Here is a 15,372-nt window from a genome sequence, read left to right on the forward strand (position 1 = left end):
AGGCGAACGCTATTCGTCGCTTCAAGGAAAATGAGACGTGGATTGGCATTCATTTTGGGACGTATACCCGAACCGATTCGGCGATGGCAATTTGCTTCGCCAAGTTGGAAAGACCGTGAAAGGGGTTCCCATTTCGGAAAGCCAACTGCAGAGCCTGGTTCAAGACGTCATTGGGAAATTGGATTTGCAGAAGGACGATTTCCTGTTGGACCTTTGCTGCGGAAACGGGCTGCTGACGAAAGAACTTGCGGCACGTTGCGGCGGGGCGGTCGGCGTCGATTTCTCGAAGCCAATGTTGGAAAGTGCGAATGAGGTTAATAGCGGATCGAATATCGAATACCTGTTGATGGACGCTCGAAATATCGAGTCGCTAACGACTCGCTTCGGCGGGCGTTTCACGAAGGTCATGATGTACGAGGCGTTGGCCTATTTTGACGAAGACGACGTCGCCAATTTGCTGCGTAGTTTAAAACCGCTGATGTCCGACGACGCGAGGATTCTATTTGCAAGCGTATTGGACAGCGATCTGAAGTGGCGATTTTTCAATACTTGGGGACGACGGTGGAACTATCTCGTTAACATTCGCATGCGGGGTAGGGATCCTGGAATCGGAAAATGGTGGGTCCGGCGCGATTTGGCTCGTATTTGCGAGAAGGCTGGTTTTGATGCACAGTTCATACCGCAGGACGCCGCTCTTCATACGTCGCACTATCGTGTCGACGTAGTTGGGACGCTGGTGGCGTAGAAATCAAAGCGATCTGACGAAAGTCGCGGCAACAGTTGCGAACGTGCCGAAAGGCTACGAGTTCCAAGGGTGAATGGAGAGAAGCGGTGAAACTAGGAGTCATGCAGCCCTATTTCTTTCCGTATGCCGGATACTTCGACTTGATTGATCAAGTCGATCGCTGGATCGTATTCGATACGCCGCAATACATTCGCCATGGCTGGGTCAATCGCAACCGAATCCTCCATCCAACGACTGGCTGGCAATACATTCTCGTACCGCTGCAGAAACATTCGCGGGACGCGGCGATACGCGAAATTCGCGTTAAGGACAACGATTGGCGCGACCGGATTCTGGGGCAACTGAATCATTATCGAAAGAAAGCGCCCTATTTCGCAGAGACTTGCGACTTGGTCCGCGAGAGCTTGGGAGGGGACGACGACAGGCTGTGCTCGATAAATGTGCGCATATTAGGCGCCGTCTGTTCTCGGTTAGGGATTTCGTTCAACGAAAAGGATGTGTTCTCTGAGTTAGATCTAGAAATCGAAAATGTCGAAGGTCCAGGCGATTGGGCGCTGGAAATCGGTCGCGCGGTGGGAGCGAGCGAGTATATCAACCCGCCGAACGGGAAGGACTTGTTCGACGAAGAACGATTTCGCGATGCTGGCATAGAGCTTGTCATTCAAGAGTTTGAGAACCTGAAGTACACGTGCCGAGGTTACGAATTTGAGCCGGGTCTCTCGATCATAGATTGCCTGATGTGGCGACGTCCGGAAGAGATCTTAGACATGTTGCGAGCACAACGCCGGGGTAACGCCTTCGCGGCAAGTTCGGGAAATGACGCATGAACAACGAAGTGAAGCTATTGTCCATGCCGCACAACGCCCTTGCCGTTCCGCTTCATGTTGGTCGTCCCAACATTGGTGACCAGACCATTCTAATGGAACGCATTCAGGCGATATTCGACGGCAACTGGCTCACCAACGACGGACCCTTGGTCCGAGAGTTTGAACAACGTGTCGCGGATTTGGTCGGCGTGCGGCACTGTATCGCCATGTGCAATGGGACGGTGGCCCTGGAAATCGCAATTCGCGCCGTCGGCCTGAAGGGAGAAGTGATCGTGCCGTCGTATACCTTCGTCGCGACGGCTCATGCGCTGCAGTGGCAAGAAATCACGCCGGTCTTCTGCGATGTGGATCCGCAGACCCAAAACTTGGATCCGACCCAGGTAGAGCGGCTGATTACGCCGCGCACATCAGGGATTATCGGGGTTCATCTTTGGGGACGTCCCTGCGACGTCGCCGCATTGGAGGAAATCGCGGAACGCCGAAATCTGGCTCTGATGTTCGACGCGGCTCACGCTTTTGGCTGCTCGCACGAAGGAAAGATGATCGGCAGCTTCGGCCGGTGTGAGGTCTTTAGCTTTCATGCGACGAAGTTTGTGCATTGCGGCGAAGGGGGGGCGATCGTTACCGACGACGATGAGCTGGCGGATAAAGTTCGCTTAATGCGGAACTTTGGGTTCTCGGGATACGACAATGTCGTTTACCTCGGAACGAACGGGAAGATGAATGAACTTAACGCCGCAGTTGGGTTGAGTTCACTGGAGGGAATGCCGCAATTCATCGACACGAATCAGCGCAACTACGCTTGTTACGAAGAGGCCATCCTAGAGTTGCCTGGATTGCGGCTCTTGGAATACCCAAAGCAAGAGCGGCAGAACTACCAATACGTCGTCGTCGATGTCGATCCGAGTATCTGCCCACTGTCGCGCGATCAACTTGTGCAAATCTTGCACGCCCATAACGTGCTTGCGCGTCGCTACTTCTTCCCCGGCGTCCATCGCATGGAACCTTACTGCTCATTTTACCCCAATGCCGGACTTCTGTTGCCGGTGACCGAGCAATTGGCGAATCGCGTTTTGGTATTGCCGACAGGAACTTCGGTTACTGCCGAGGATATTGACGCGATTGGCAGCATTTTCGCTTGGGCGGCGGAAAACGCCGGCGAACTTCGCGAACGTTTAGCGAGGACTGTTCCCCAGGGAGAGTCCTTCGACGCGGAGGTGTCGGCATGAGCGTTCCCAAGGTCAGCGTTTGCATCATTACCTACAATCATGAGCGGTACATTCGACAGGCGATCGAATCGGTCTTACGGCAGAAGACGTCGTTTCCTATCGAAATCGTCATTGGTGAGGACTGTTCAACCGACAAAACACGCTCGATTGTAGAAGAGGCCCAAAAGCAGGAATCAGAGCGGATTAAGTTGCTGAAACGGGACGCGAACGTTGGAATGATGCGAAACTTCCTCGAAACGTACCATGCGTGCCGGGGAGACTTTATCGCTCTGTTGGAGGGAGATGACTACTGGACCGATCCAGGCAAGCTACAGCGACAGGTGGAGCTGTTGGAAAGCCATCCCAATTGGTCGCTTTGTTTTCACTCGGCCGATTACGTCGACGGGAAAGGGCGTTCGCTGGGCTATCGACATCCGCAAAGCTGCAACGAGACGCTCGACGTCGGCGAGATCGCGAAACGGAATTACGTACAGACCTGCTCGGTGATGGTGCGGCGAAGCATGCTGCCGCAACTGCCAGACTACTTCTTGGACTTGAAGCTCGGAGATTGGCCCCTCTGCATTTTGGCGGCGAAGCAAGGACCATTGGGTTACTGCGACGCTCCGATGGCCGCCTATCGCGTGCATGACGGAGGCGTTTGGACATCGGGGGCGAACGACGTCAAGATCGCCGCCGTGATTGACATGTACCTGCGCGTCCTGCGAGATAATCCCGATTTGCATGAGGAGATTCGAGATGCGATTGCATCGGATCGACAGGAGGCGATCGCTTGGTTGCAAGAGTCGCTGGAATTGCAGACCAAGTCATGGACGTGGCGCGTCGGGAGTATGGTGACATGGCCAGCCAGGGCGCTCCACAAACGAATCGCACTGTGGTTCGCCCTGGCCGCAATTTGGTATCGTTTCACGAGCTTCGACTGAAAAGCGACGAAACGTCCTGGAAAATTTGGAGGTGACTCTTGATTGCAAAACTCGCTTCGTATTTTCAGAAGGGAGGGAATCTGTTGCTGAAGAACGTGGTTGGCTTGAACTTATTGCCAGGCGAAACTTCGCAGACGTTTTACGCGGATGATGGCCTCTGGACGTTACACAATCACGACTTCATGCAGGACGAAAAGTATCGAAACGCCTACGAGCGAGGCGTGCAAGCTTGCAGCAATAACCGGATGTACTGGCGCGTTCACACGGCGCTGTGGGCCGCGTCCGTGGCGCAGCACGTTGCGGGCGATTTTGTCGAGTGCGGCGTTAATCGAGGATTCGTTTCTTCGGCCGTGATGACCTATTTGGATTGGAATCGCCTGACGAAGAGCTTTTACCTGCTGGACACGTTTGGCGGAATTGACGCCCGCTTCGTTACCGAGGAAGAGAAGGCGGGGGGCGTCCTCACAAAGAATGACCGCGTTCTGGCGATGGGGGGATACGCGACCGATGTGGAAGCGGTTCGAGCGAATTTTCAGGAATGGGATCGCGTTCACATCATTCAAGGGACGGTTCCAGAAACGCTCGAACAAGTGCCCGCTGAGCAAATCGCCTATTTGCACATCGATATGAACAACGCGACTCCGGAAGCCGCCGCGACCGACTATTTTTGGCCGAAGATGTCCCCGGGCGGAGTGATTCTTTACGACGACTACGCTTATGTCGGCTACACGCCGCAGAAGAAAGCAATTGACGCACTGGCTGCGAAATACAACGTCCCAGTTCTTTCTCTGCCTACCGGGCAAGGCATTCTCATTAAACCTTGCATCTAATCGTGTTAAAGTCCTCGCTACCGCTGAAAGTCTTGCAGATCTCGGGTGCAGCTCCTGCCGACGCCGGCGATGGACGCTCGGCCACGTATTGCACCGTTCGAGCGATGTGCGACGCCGGAGATTCGATCGAATACGCGTATCTGTGGTCCCGAAATTCGCCCCCTTCGTCCACCTTCATTCGACAATGGGAAGCTGAATGCGAAGGCCGTTTGAGATTCTCGGAACTGCGAAACATGTTTGCTCTTTCCGATTGCTGGAGTTGGACGACGCGCATGATGTCGGGAGGGATGCGGTTTTCCAAAAGCGGACTGTTGCGGCGATCTCTTTGCAGTGTCGGTGATGCGAAAGCGATGTACGTACGCTTCGCTGGAATGCTTCTTGATCCGCCGCCGAAGGTAGTTCGATCGCTCCAACGCATCGCGGCGGATTCGAATGCGGACGTCGTTCAAGTCGACTACCCCTGGATGGTGAGATTTCCACGCTGCTTGCCTCGTACGACGCCGCGCGTCTTTGTGGTGCACGAACTGCAGTCCTCTATCATCCAGCAACTGTATCCCGGCGACGCAGAAATGCTGCGTATCGCTCGGCGTCTCGAGGTCGAAACTCTCCGCGAGTACGACGCAGTGATCACCCTATGCGACGAAGATGCACAGGTGTTGACCCACGAGCATGGACTACAAAACGTCGTCGTTTCTCCGCTCGCTATTCAAGGGATTACTGCGGAGTCGACGTCAACGGAGGAATTCGAGTTGCGAACGCCGCTACGTTTTACCTTTTTAGGCGGACATTCGCACTCGCCGAACGCCGACGCTGTACGGTGGTTGCATACGGAGATTGCGCCGCTGATTTTTCAGGATATGCCGGATGCCATTATTCGGATTGTAGGAAGCTATCCACAATCGTTTCAGCAAGATCTGGCGAGCGATCGGTTTCAGTTTGCAGGTTTCGTCGACGATGTTGACGCGGAGCTCCGTGGTTCGATTTTTCTCTGTCCCCTGCGAATTGGTAGTGGGATGCGGATCAAGATTCTGGACGCGATTCGTGCAGGCGTCGTCGTGCTGTCAACGACGCTAGGCGCGCGGGGACTTGGACTTCGAGACGAGCAGGACGTGTTACTTTGCGACAGTGCCGGCGCCTTTGCGGCGAAGGCGAAGACGCTCTCCGCCGACGCAATCCGTTACTCGCGAATCGCCCAGAACGCGCGGCGACGGGTAGGCGAACGGTTTTCGGCAGAAGTTGTCGGTCAAGTACGGCATCAACTATTGAACGAAGTGGTCGAGCGATTTCGGCAACTTCAACGGGCATAGGCGCAGGTACGGAAGGTGGAAATGGAGAGTTCGCTGGACGCTGTCGCGTGCGTAATCGTGAACTATCGCTGTGTCGATGAAACGATCGCTTGCGTCGAAAGGTTGCAGGGAAGCGAACATGCGTCGCCGCACATTTTTGTTGTGGATAACAACTCCCCGGATGATTCCGTAGAGGGTCTTACCGCACGTCTGCCCGAAGGGGTTGAGCTAGTTGTGAGCGGTCGGAATCTCGGTTACGGGGATGGCTGCAATCTTGGTATCAGAAAGGCGGCTGAGCAGGGATTCCAGTTCGTATGGGTGTTGACGCCGGACGTTCAGGTGGCGGACGGCGCTCTGTCGAAGCTGATGGAAGTGATGCTTCAGGAGCCGACAATCGGGATCTGCGGCCCGGAAGTGGTTGCCGGCGACGAAGTGATTGCGCAGTCTCTGGTCTTCGAGAATCGGGGTTTCTTACCGATGCACAAGATGCGGCCGACCGACAGTCCGACGCCAAATCGGGAAGTGCGATCTACCGGCTACGTCGACGGATGCGCGATTCTGTTACGGGTGGCGACCCTTCGTCAGATCGGCCTATTTCGCGACGATTTCTTCCTCTACTTCGAGGAAACTGAGCTTTGCCTTCGGGCGGCGGACTTTGGTTGGAAGGTCATGATCGTAAGCGACGCGAAAGTGATCACACGGCCGATGAACGAAGAACGAAATGGCCGCGACTATTACATGATTCGCAATAGCATCTACCTCGCTCGCGTTCGACGACGATATCGAATGCGAACGGTGGGGCGTCATGTGCTGGAGACCGCTTACCTGACGTTACGTTATCCGCGGCTCTGCTTGCGTCGCATTTCAATTCTCTTTCGCGGCGTCTACGCCGGATCGACGGGGCGTTTAGGGGAATTGCCCACGATTGGGTAGAGCCATACCGAATCGGTTCTATTCTTCCGGATTGGTCAGCACCTCATGTACCGTCGTCGCACAAAACTCGCGGCGAGGGTCGAGAACGCTGACGCGGGCAGCGATAGTTTTCGCCGCTTCGTAGTCTCCTAGTTGCGCCATGAGCAGCGCTTTTGCGGCGTATGCGGTCAGGTAGAGCCGCATCGGCAGGTTTTGCTGATGTGTGGCGAGTAGGGGTTCGAGTTCATCCCATTCTGTCGGCAGGTTCTGCTCCGAGCGGATTCGTTCTAGCACCATCTCGGCCAGTTCTAACGCTCTGGTCGGTTGGCTTTTGTAGAAGTAGTAGCGATAGGCGCTGACGAGCGTCTCCATATCGTTCGACTCTTCGAGGGCGCGTTCGACGTATTGCGACGCCACTTCGGATTGATCCCAGTTTTCTGCCGCAAGTTGAAAGAGCTTTTTCGACTCCGGCGGTAAAGCGGACCAAGAGGCGATTTCGGCTGGGGCGACGGTTTCTTCGGTTGGGCTATTCATGAGGGGGCGTTTTCCTTTTCCGCGGCGCTGGCCACGGCGGTACGGAGCAGTTTCAAAACAGGGGGACTCGCGGCGGAGTCGAGCGCTGTGTATCCGTCTAACGTTTCCGGCGCCGTGCTGGCTCCTCTTTCGAGAAGTCGCCGCACGACGTCGGTTTTGCCAGCCGAAGCGGCGTAGATCAGTGACGTAGCGCCGTTGACGTTCTGAGTGTCCAAATCGGCGCCGGCGTCGATCAGTAGGTCGATTGATTTCAAGCTGGAACTAAAACAGGCGAACCAGAGCGCGGGGTTTTTATCGGCGTTGAGTCGATTCGGATCGGCGCCCCGTTCAAGCAGGTCTTGGATGACGTCTGCACGTCCCAGCCGAGCCGCACGCATCAAGGCTGTGGTTTCGTTTTCACGCGTCGCTTCCAGGTCATCCGTTGGATAGCCTTCGGCCTCTAGCCACTTATCGAGTTGGCGTTGATTTTCGCTGGTCGCCATGTTTCCCTCATTGGCGCTCATTCAGATGAGCGTAAGGAGCGATGGTTTGTAGACGGGGATCCAAAAATGGAAATCCGACCGTGAAGTTGTAGAGACACTGGAATGAGGTGTCGTGTATGCCGAGGATCTGATGGATCTCGAGGTCGAAGAAGCAGCCGATTCCGGTGCCGCGAAAATTGGCGACTTCCGCTTCCAGGTACATCAGTTGGCCGAGCGCCCCGGCCTCCCAATAGAGCTGGCGATATTTCCAGGCGCCTTCCTCTATCACGTCGGCAAAGTCGGCGATCATGGCGATCGTAAAGCAACTGTCGGCCGCGATCGCTTGATTGCAGGAAAAGTGCTTGGCCGCTTTGCGGCATTTGGCGCCAACCAGTTGATAGAACGGCTGATCGGTCGGCAAAGAATCGATCTGCTTCCAATCGAATTTGTCGCGAAGCGTTGAGCGGAGCAGCGCTTCGCCGCTTTCGCTGCGCGGCGCGATGTAGACGCCAGGAGCTATCCCTTGCACATTGTGGACGAAGAAGACGGGATGCAGCCGAGGTTCCCACGGGAAGAGGTCGAGCGGAGGAACGTCCCGCTTGGGAGACAACGTATCGAGGAACCGTGCGAAAGCTGACTTCGGGTAGACCGCTTCGTCGTCAAACGCTTGAGCGCTGCGTCGCCAGGAGAAGATGTCAGTCGCACTTTCATCCGTGGCTGGTGCCAATTTGACTTTACCGGCAGGGGGAGTCCAGACTGGTTCATCGGTCGGCGGCTTCTTCGTTTTCTCGGGAACAACGTCAGCAAGCGGCCATTCGACAGGATCGTCGGTGCTGAGCCGATTGGGGACGCCGTGCCAGGCGGACTTGGCGCTTTCCTGAACCAGCGTCACCAATCGAGCGAGATCTCCGATTGCCTCTGATTTCGCGCCAGCATGCAATTGCAGAACGACTTCCGGAATTTCTCGTTCGCATTCGGCATAGTCGGCGGAACGATCGATGCCGAACAGAGCGGCGATCTCATCGTCGCCGATCGATTCGACCAGCGTGACAGTCCAGCCGAGCGCGGCGGCCGACATTCGGATCGCGGCGACAGCATGTCCGATGTCCAGCTGACAGTAGCGATACGACCGTTCGCCATACTTCCAGGCTTCGCGCCAAGGAATCGACGTCAGACCGATCCAGAGCGTGGGGGCGTCGGACGTTGACGGTAAGTTCGCTGGAGAGATCGCGTAACGTCGTTCCAACGCATGCTGGTGAACGTCGTAGTGGTAGATCCCGGGCAATAAGGATGCGAAGTTTTGCACCGCCAGATAAGTTTCGGTCGGATGAAGGTTGCCGCTCGATGGATTGCAGCGTAGAGAAAATTTGACCTCTTCGTAAACCTTCCAACAAGAGATGCCCATCGAGTAGGCGAGCAACTGCCCGAGCGCTTCGAGACTGGGCGCCTGCGGTTGGATCACGGTTCCATCAGAAAGTTGATGGTACTTGGGCGTCGGCGTTCGGGTGGGGAGGGGCAACTCGACAGCCGGCGCTCCGGCAAACGTACGAAAGGGATTCGGCTGCTGATCCCAATCGAGCGCAAGCGGTCCAGGGGCATACTCGCCGACGTGGTGCTTCGAGACTTCGTGATAGTCCGAGACGCTGATCTCTCCGTTGGCGATCGCTCGCGGTAAAACCACGTTATCCTCCCCAGAATTGCAGTTGTGTCGAATGTGCGTCGTGGCGACGCGCCATGGCGCAAAACCGCCAACGCTCGATGGCCGAAATCCGCGGGAAATCTTCGTCCCGCCTAGCGGCGTCCCGTCGCACCTACTCGGGATGCAAAAAGCTTGCCAACCCCGCTGAGAGGAAATGTTTTGCAGTTGGTTCGATAGCTTTTGGAGGGGCGCTGACAACTATGTAGCATTTGTCGGGATCGTGCCCGTCGGTTGTGCTATTTATGACATTGCAGCTTGTATTTAATCGGGATCGTCAATTTGGCCCAAAATTTCTTTCGATGCTAACGGATGTCGGGTGGCCGTTAACGCTGGTTTAAGGAGAGGAGGATCACAAAGAAGGCGCGCTGCGGCAAATTTGTCACTAACCACGGCGCACCGTTTGCGATTCTTCTAAGAAAAGAACATTTTCGATTTCAACCTGCTGCGACTTTACGCACGACGTTCACCCCTGTCCTGCGGCGCCGCCAATGTTGAGCCGTTCCGCTTTGATCGGTTAGGTTGTTCGCACCTCTCTTTTTGAGCGTGAGTCGATGCTTTATGCCGAAAGGTTTTGAAAGGGCGAGTGGAGAAACGTTCGAGTGTCATGCGTGTCCGCTCAATCTAGAGCTGGAGGCGATGTACAACCTCACGACTTGCATGTCGAGTTCGGACGTCGGGCGTTCCACGCTCTCGACAGTCCTGGACAACCTGCAACTCAACGAAATGTCGCGGGGTATGATCACGCTTGTCGATGAGAATACCCGGAAGTTGGTCTTGGAAGTGATCCAGGACACTGCAGTCGATAAGAACAGTATCGCTTACCATTCTGGGGAAGGGATCATCGGCTCGGCGTTCGAGCAAAACCGGGTGGTTATCGTACCGCGAATTGCCGACGAACCGCGTTTTGCCGGCAAGCTCGGCATTTACGAACGGGATCGTCCCTTTATCGCAGTTCCTATTTCGGCCAACGGCAAGGTGATCGGCGTCTTGGCCGCACAGCCGAAAACGGCCGACCTCGATCGACTCGAAAGCCAATCTCGCTTTCTGGTGATGATCGCGAATCTTGTCGGACAGATTGCCAAGCTTGCCCAAGATCACGAACGCGAAAAGTCGCAACTGACCGATCAGCGCGATCGCCTGCTGGAGCAATTAAGTCAGCAGTACGGCTTTGAAAACATCATCGGCCGATCTGATCCGATGCGTCGGGTTTTTCAACAGATCAGCGCCGTCGCCAAGTGGACGACCACCGTACTGATTCGAGGAGAATCGGGAACCGGCAAAGAGCTCGTTGCTCACGCGATCCATTACAACTCGCAGCGCGCCGATAAACCGTTCGTAAAACTGAACGCAGCCGTGCTTTCGGATAATCTGCTGGAGTCGGAACTCTTCGGCTACGAAAAAGGGGCGTTCACCGGCGCGACCGAAGGTCGACCGGGACGTTTTGAGCGAGCCGACGGCGGAACGTTGTTCCTGGACGAAATTGGCGAGATCTCGCCGGGGTTCCAATCGAAACTGCTCCGCGTCTTGCAAGAGGGAGAGTTTGAACGCGTCGGCAGCTCCCAGACGAAATGCGTCGACGTCCGGATTATTGCCGCGACTAATCGCGACTTGGAAGCGGACGTCGAAGCGGGCAAGTTTCGCGAAGACCTCTACTATCGGCTCAATGTGATGCCGATCTATATGCCCCCGCTACGGGCACGAGCCGAGGATATTCCGGACCTGGCGTTGCATCTGGTACGACGAATCTCTGACCGGCAAGGTCGCGATTTGTCGCTGTCGCAGGCGGCGACCGCTCTCCTGATGCGTTACGACTGGCCTGGCAACGTCCGCGAGTTGGAAAACTGTCTGGAACGAGCTGCGGTGATGTCTTCGTCCGCTACGATCGATCGCGAGGCGATCGTCGATACCGGATTGGAAGATCGGATTATGTCGCGCGGCGGAACGCTGGTCGAAGCTCCGGCGAACTTCAATGACCCCGATCTTGACGAACGCGACCGCATCGTCGCCGCCCTGGAGCATTGCGGTTGGGTGCAAGCGAAGGCGGCTCGGCTACTCGGAATGACCCCGCGTCAGATCGCCTACCGCATTCAGACCTTAGACATCAAGGTCCGCCGCATTTAGGCGTCTTGCGAAGTCGTCCGGCTCGTTTGGCAAATGCATATTCTTGCTGCTAGGAAAAGTTCCATTACTGATTTGATTCCTTTGGACCATGGAGAGACTGCATGGCAAGTTCTGAGTTAATTGACAAACTAAACGACATATTGCGTTGGGAGTGGACCGGCGTCGCTCAATACTCGCAGTACAGCTTTGTGCTGACCGGCATTTGGCGCGAGGTTTACTCGGGACGATTTGGCGAAAGTGCGTCGGAATCGTTCGGTCACGCGAAACAGATCGGCCAGAAGATCACGGCGCTCGGTGGAGTTCCAGTCGTCGAACGCGATCCGGTCAAGCAGACCGGCAGTTTGCACGAGATGCTGATGAACAGCCTCTGCTTTGAGGAAACGGCCGTTCAACTCTACCAGGAAGCGCTCGCGTTGGCCGACGGCGTCGATCGCCCTTTGGTGGTGATGCTGGAGGAGATCCTGCTGGAAGAGCAAGAAGGCGTGGACGAATTCACCCTGATCCTCCGCGATTACGATTCCGGCGAGATGGCGGATGCCGTTTCCAACGCCGGTTAAACGCGCCAAGTTGTTTCAACTTGGAATTGAAGTCATCACTGCTCGAGGCTCGCAAATCCATCCGGAGCAGTTTTCTTCTTTCGACCGCTAGTGACGCAGCGCTCGCGCCGCTACGCGACCGTCCAGGTTTCCCCTTCATCCAGCAGACTGTCGAGATCTCCTTCGCCGGCGGTTTCTCGGGCGAATTCAACCTGGCGATTCAATTCGATTTCGTATTGCGGGCGCTGAATATCTCGCAACACGCCAATCGGTTCGGGGAACCCGAACTCGTGTCGAAGTTGCGACAGCATATAGGCCAACGTCGGCGACTTCGCCTGCTCGTCATGGACTAGCAGTTCTTCTTCGCCGCAATCCTTGCCGATTTCAACCACTTCCGGTTCCAGGTTGCGAATGCGGATCCCCTTGTTCCCCTCTTTGCCGAAGATCAGCGGCTTGCCATGCTCCAGTTCCAGGAGATTGTCCGCTTTGGAGTCTTTGTCTTTGGCGTAGTTCCAGGCGCCGTCATTAAAGACGCTGCAGTTTTGCAGCACTTCGACAAACGACACCCCTTGATGCTCGGCCGCACGTTGCAGCGTGGCCGCCAGGTGTTTGGTGTTCGTATCGACCGAGCGAGCGACGAACGTCCCTTCGCAAGCGACCGCGACCGAGAGGGGATAGAGCGGATTGTCGATTGCTCCCATTGGCGTGCTTTTGGTCACTTTGCCAATCGGCGAAGTCGGCGAGTATTGCCCCTTCGTCAGGCCGTAGATGCGGTTGTTGAACAGAATGATGTTGATGTTCACGTTACGGCGAATCGCATGAATCAGATGATTGCCGCCGATGCTCAGTCCGTCGCCGTCGCCGGTAATTACCCAGACCGAAAGATCGGGGCGTGACGCCTTCAGACCGGTGGCGATCGCCGGCGCTCGGCCGTGAATGCTATGAATTCCGTAGGTGCTGACGTAGTACGGAAAGCGGCTCGAGCAGCCGATGCCGGAGACGAAGACCGTCTTGTGCGGTGGGATTCCCAGCGTCGGCAGAACCTTCTTCATCGATGCGAGGATGGCGTAGTCGCCGCATCCGGGGCACCAGCGAATTTCCTGGTCGCTGGCGAAGTCTTGAGGCGTCAAATTGAGCGGTGCGGAGGTAATCATTTTCGTCTACCTTTTCCAATGAGTTGTCGCGGTGATCGAATGGGATTCGCAAGGGAAGGGCGGCGTCGGCGAAACTAGCAGCCGACCGCCTCGTGCTGGGCGAGAATCTCTTCGATCTTGCGGACGATCTGTTGAACGCCGAATGGTTTTCCTTTGACTTGGTGCATCGGAATCGTTTGCCGGCAATAGGCCGCTTGGATCACCGTGCGGAGTTGTCCCAAATTGAGTTCGGGAATGAGAACTTGATCGTAGCGCGAGAGGAGTCCTCCCAGGTTTCTCGGCAGCGGATTCAAGTACCGCAGGTGAGCGTGCGCGACGGAGCCACCCGTTTCGAGAACGTGTTCGACTGCCGTCGCACAAGCGCCATAGGTTCCCCCCCAAGACAAGACCAACAGCTTGCCCGAGTCTGGTCCGTTCACTTCCTGAAGCGGAATGTCGAGTGCGATGTTGGCGACCTTCTTGGCTCGCGTCATTACCATGTGCTCATGGTTGTCGCCGTCGTAGCTGACGTTCCCCGTAAGATCTTGCTTTTCGAGCCCGCCTAGGCGGTGCGTGAGCCCTTCGGTTCCGGCGATCCCCCATGGTCGAGCGAGTCGCTCATCACGGGCGTACGGATAGAACGTTTCCCCTTCGACTTTATCGGGATGGGTGATCTTCAAGGTGGGAAGCTCGTCCGACGTCGGAATTCGCCACGGCTCGGTCCCGTTGGCGATGTAGCCGTCGGTCAGCACGATCACTGGCGTCATGAAGCGGACGGCGATCCTCCAGGCTTCCAAGGCGACATGAAAGCAGTCGCCGGGACTTCGGGCTGCAATCACCGGGATCGGCGCTTCGCCGTTCCGGCCGAAGACCGCCTGCAGCAAGTCGGCTTGTTCCGTCTTGGTCGGCAAACCGGTGCTGGGACCGCCGCGCTGGACGTTGACGATCAGCATCGGCAATTCGAGCATCAGCGCCAGTCCCATCGCTTCTCCCTTGAGCGCGATGCCTGGACCGCTGGAAGTGGTGACCGACATCGCTCCCCCAAAGGCGGCTCCAATGGTCGAGCACATGGCGGCGATTTCATCTTCGGCCTGAAAGGTTCGAACGCCGAAGTTCTTGTGATGGCTCAGCTCGTGCAGAATGTCGCTCGCCGGGGTGATCGGATAGGTCCCGAGGAACAACTCTTTGTCGCTCTTCTTCGCCGCGGCGATCAGGCCGAGGGCCATCGCCTTGTTGCCGTTCAGGCTGCGATACTTGCCCGGCTTCAACTTTGCCGGGTCGACCCGGAAGTTGCTGCCGAAGGCGTCGGTCGTCTCGCCGTAGTACCAGCCGGCGTTCAGGGCGCGGCGATTGGCGTCGGCGATCGTCGGCTTGGAACCGAACTTCTCTTCGATGAAGTTCAGCGTCGGTTCCAGGCTACGGCCATACAGCCAGTAAACAAGACCCATCGCGAAGAAGTTGCGGCAGCGGTCGGCTTGGGCGGAAGAAAGACCAAGTTCGGCGACCGCTTCACGCGTGATGCGCGTCATCGGGACCTGAATCAGTTGGTATTCGTTCAGGCTTTCGTTTTCGAGTGGGTTTTCCGCGTAGCCGGATAGTTGCAGCGACTTCGCGTCAAACTCGTCTTCGTTGACGATCAAAATGCCGCCGCCGGCTAGGTCGTGCAGATTGGTTTTGAGCGCGGCCGGGTTCATGGCGACCAACGCGTTAAGCGTATCGCCGGGGGTAAAGATTTGCTTGGAGGAGAACCGCACCTGAAAACCACTAACGCCGGCCGTGGTTCCTTTGGGAGCGCGGATTTCGGCGGGAAAGTCAGGAAAAGTCGCCACGTCGTTGCCAAGTCGAGTCGATGCTCCGGTCAGCTGGGTTCCGGCCAATTGCATGCCGTCGCCCGAGTCGCCGGCCAGGCGAACTGTAGCCCCCTCGATATTGACCGTTTGTTTGTTCGACTTGGGCGAGAGGCCAAGGCGGTCAATGACCGGCAACGTCTTGGCTTCCGGGCTAGTCTCGTCGGTACTCTTCGTTTTACTTTCCAAACCGCCGTCAGGTGTCATGGTTCTACCCTTTGCATTCCGCCTTGAAATTCGTCGTTAAGTACGACTTACGCCGCGCAAGCCTCTCCTGGAAAGGCTCCCTTTG

The 15,372-nt window shown here is 56.3% G+C and carries 14 protein-coding genes; 9 read left to right on the forward strand and 5 right to left on the reverse strand.

What is annotated here, in order from left to right:
- Positions 1-37 precede the first annotated feature (37 nt).
- The 7 genes from LOC68_RS10260 to LOC68_RS10290 all read left to right on the forward strand — a co-directional run bounded on the left by LOC68_RS10260 (position 38) and on the right by LOC68_RS10290 (position 6,770).
- Complete coding sequence (locus LOC68_RS10260) at positions 38-745, forward strand: class I SAM-dependent methyltransferase (RefSeq protein WP_230218254.1); 708 nt, start codon at positions 38-40, stop codon at positions 743-745.
- A gap of 86 nt (positions 746-831) precedes the next feature.
- Positions 832-1,572, forward strand: a complete 741-nt coding sequence (locus LOC68_RS10265) for a WbqC family protein (protein ID WP_230218255.1) — start codon at positions 832-834, stop codon at positions 1,570-1,572.
- Complete coding sequence (locus tag LOC68_RS10270) at positions 1,569-2,801, forward strand: aminotransferase class I/II-fold pyridoxal phosphate-dependent enzyme (RefSeq protein ID WP_230218256.1); 1,233 nt, start codon at positions 1,569-1,571, stop codon at positions 2,799-2,801. Before LOC68_RS10265 ends, LOC68_RS10270 begins: the two co-directional genes overlap by 4 nt.
- Positions 2,798-3,721 (forward strand): glycosyltransferase, encoded by a 924-nt coding sequence (locus LOC68_RS10275; protein ID WP_230218257.1) that lies wholly within the window; start codon positions 2,798-2,800, stop codon positions 3,719-3,721. Before LOC68_RS10270 ends, LOC68_RS10275 begins: the two co-directional genes overlap by 4 nt.
- A 38-nt stretch (positions 3,722-3,759) precedes the next feature.
- On the forward strand, positions 3,760-4,551 hold the full coding sequence (locus tag LOC68_RS10280; RefSeq protein ID WP_230218259.1) for a TylF/MycF/NovP-related O-methyltransferase: 792 nt from the start codon (positions 3,760-3,762) through the stop codon (positions 4,549-4,551).
- A gap of 371 nt (positions 4,552-4,922) precedes the next feature.
- Positions 4,923-5,858 (forward strand): glycosyltransferase family 4 protein, encoded by a 936-nt coding sequence (locus LOC68_RS10285; RefSeq protein WP_390623363.1) that lies wholly within the window; start codon positions 4,923-4,925, stop codon positions 5,856-5,858.
- A gap of 21 nt (positions 5,859-5,879) precedes the next feature.
- Positions 5,880-6,770, forward strand: a complete 891-nt coding sequence (locus LOC68_RS10290) for a glycosyltransferase family 2 protein (protein ID WP_230218262.1) — start codon at positions 5,880-5,882, stop codon at positions 6,768-6,770.
- An 18-nt stretch (positions 6,771-6,788) separates the two neighbouring features.
- Here the strand turns inward: LOC68_RS10290 and LOC68_RS10295 are convergent, their stop codons facing one another.
- From LOC68_RS10295 to LOC68_RS10305, 3 genes are read right to left on the reverse strand one after another with little or no spacing between them, the layout of a single operon-like run.
- On the reverse strand, positions 6,789-7,283 hold the full coding sequence (locus tag LOC68_RS10295; protein WP_230218263.1) for a hypothetical protein: 495 nt from the start codon (positions 7,281-7,283) through the stop codon (positions 6,789-6,791).
- On the reverse strand, positions 7,280-7,765 hold the full coding sequence (locus LOC68_RS10300) for an ankyrin repeat domain-containing protein (RefSeq protein ID WP_230218264.1): 486 nt from the start codon (positions 7,763-7,765) through the stop codon (positions 7,280-7,282). The genes LOC68_RS10295 and LOC68_RS10300 overlap by 4 nt, the downstream gene beginning before the upstream one ends.
- A gap of 7 nt (positions 7,766-7,772) precedes the next feature.
- Positions 7,773-9,425 carry a SagB/ThcOx family dehydrogenase gene (locus tag LOC68_RS10305; RefSeq protein WP_230218265.1) on the reverse strand — a complete coding sequence of 551 codons (1,653 nt, stop codon included), beginning with the start codon at positions 9,423-9,425 and terminating at the stop codon, positions 7,773-7,775.
- Positions 9,426-10,001: 576 nt separating this feature from the next.
- On the opposite strand from LOC68_RS10305, the gene nifA reads away from it, so the two are divergent.
- Together nifA and LOC68_RS10315 are read left to right on the forward strand one after the other, a co-directional pair.
- Positions 10,002-11,564: a nif-specific transcriptional activator NifA gene (nifA, locus tag LOC68_RS10310; RefSeq protein WP_230218266.1), complete on the forward strand. Its 1,563-nt coding sequence runs from the start codon at positions 10,002-10,004 to the stop codon at positions 11,562-11,564.
- Between the two features lie 101 nt (positions 11,565-11,665).
- On the forward strand, positions 11,666-12,121 hold the full coding sequence (locus tag LOC68_RS10315) for a ferritin-like domain-containing protein (protein WP_230218267.1): 456 nt from the start codon (positions 11,666-11,668) through the stop codon (positions 12,119-12,121).
- A gap of 110 nt (positions 12,122-12,231) precedes the next feature.
- On the opposite strand, the gene LOC68_RS10320 is transcribed toward LOC68_RS10315, so the two are convergent.
- Complete coding sequence (locus LOC68_RS10320) at positions 12,232-13,254, reverse strand: 2-oxoacid:ferredoxin oxidoreductase subunit beta (RefSeq protein ID WP_230218268.1); 1,023 nt, start codon at positions 13,252-13,254, stop codon at positions 12,232-12,234.
- Between the two features lie 74 nt (positions 13,255-13,328).
- Positions 13,329-15,287, reverse strand: a complete 1,959-nt coding sequence (locus tag LOC68_RS10325; protein WP_255671088.1) for a 2-oxoacid:acceptor oxidoreductase subunit alpha — start codon at positions 15,285-15,287, stop codon at positions 13,329-13,331.
- Positions 15,288-15,372: the final 85 nt, after the last annotated feature.

Origin of the sequence: Blastopirellula sediminis (assembly GCF_020966755.1) — a bacterium.
Classification (GTDB): Bacteria; Planctomycetota; Planctomycetia; order Pirellulales; family Pirellulaceae; genus Blastopirellula; species Blastopirellula sediminis.

What these genes read in the sequence shown, in the direction of transcription:
- LOC68_RS10270 (WP_230218256.1), top strand. Translation starts at nt 1,569, where the DNA reads ATGAACAACGAAGTGAAGCTATTGTCCATGCCGCACAACGCCCTTGCC.
- LOC68_RS10275 (WP_230218257.1), top strand. Translation starts at nt 2,798, where the DNA reads ATGAGCGTTCCCAAGGTCAGCGTTTGCATCATTACCTACAATCATGAG.
- LOC68_RS10285 (WP_390623363.1), top strand. Translation starts at nt 4,923, where the DNA reads ATGCTTCTTGATCCGCCGCCGAAGGTAGTTCGATCGCTCCAACGCATC.
- LOC68_RS10290 (WP_230218262.1), top strand. Translation starts at nt 5,880, where the DNA reads ATGGAGAGTTCGCTGGACGCTGTCGCGTGCGTAATCGTGAACTATCGC.
- LOC68_RS10295 (WP_230218263.1), bottom strand. Translation starts at nt 7,283, where the DNA reads ATGAATAGCCCAACCGAAGAAACCGTCGCCCCAGCCGAAATCGCCTCT.
- LOC68_RS10300 (WP_230218264.1), bottom strand. Translation starts at nt 7,765, where the DNA reads ATGGCGACCAGCGAAAATCAACGCCAACTCGATAAGTGGCTAGAGGCC.
- nifA (WP_230218266.1), top strand. Translation starts at nt 10,002, where the DNA reads ATGCCGAAAGGTTTTGAAAGGGCGAGTGGAGAAACGTTCGAGTGTCAT.
- LOC68_RS10315 (WP_230218267.1), top strand. Translation starts at nt 11,666, where the DNA reads ATGGCAAGTTCTGAGTTAATTGACAAACTAAACGACATATTGCGTTGG.
- LOC68_RS10320 (WP_230218268.1), bottom strand. Translation starts at nt 13,254, where the DNA reads ATGATTACCTCCGCACCGCTCAATTTGACGCCTCAAGACTTCGCCAGC.
- LOC68_RS10325 (WP_255671088.1), bottom strand. Translation starts at nt 15,287, where the DNA reads ATGACACCTGACGGCGGTTTGGAAAGTAAAACGAAGAGTACCGACGAG.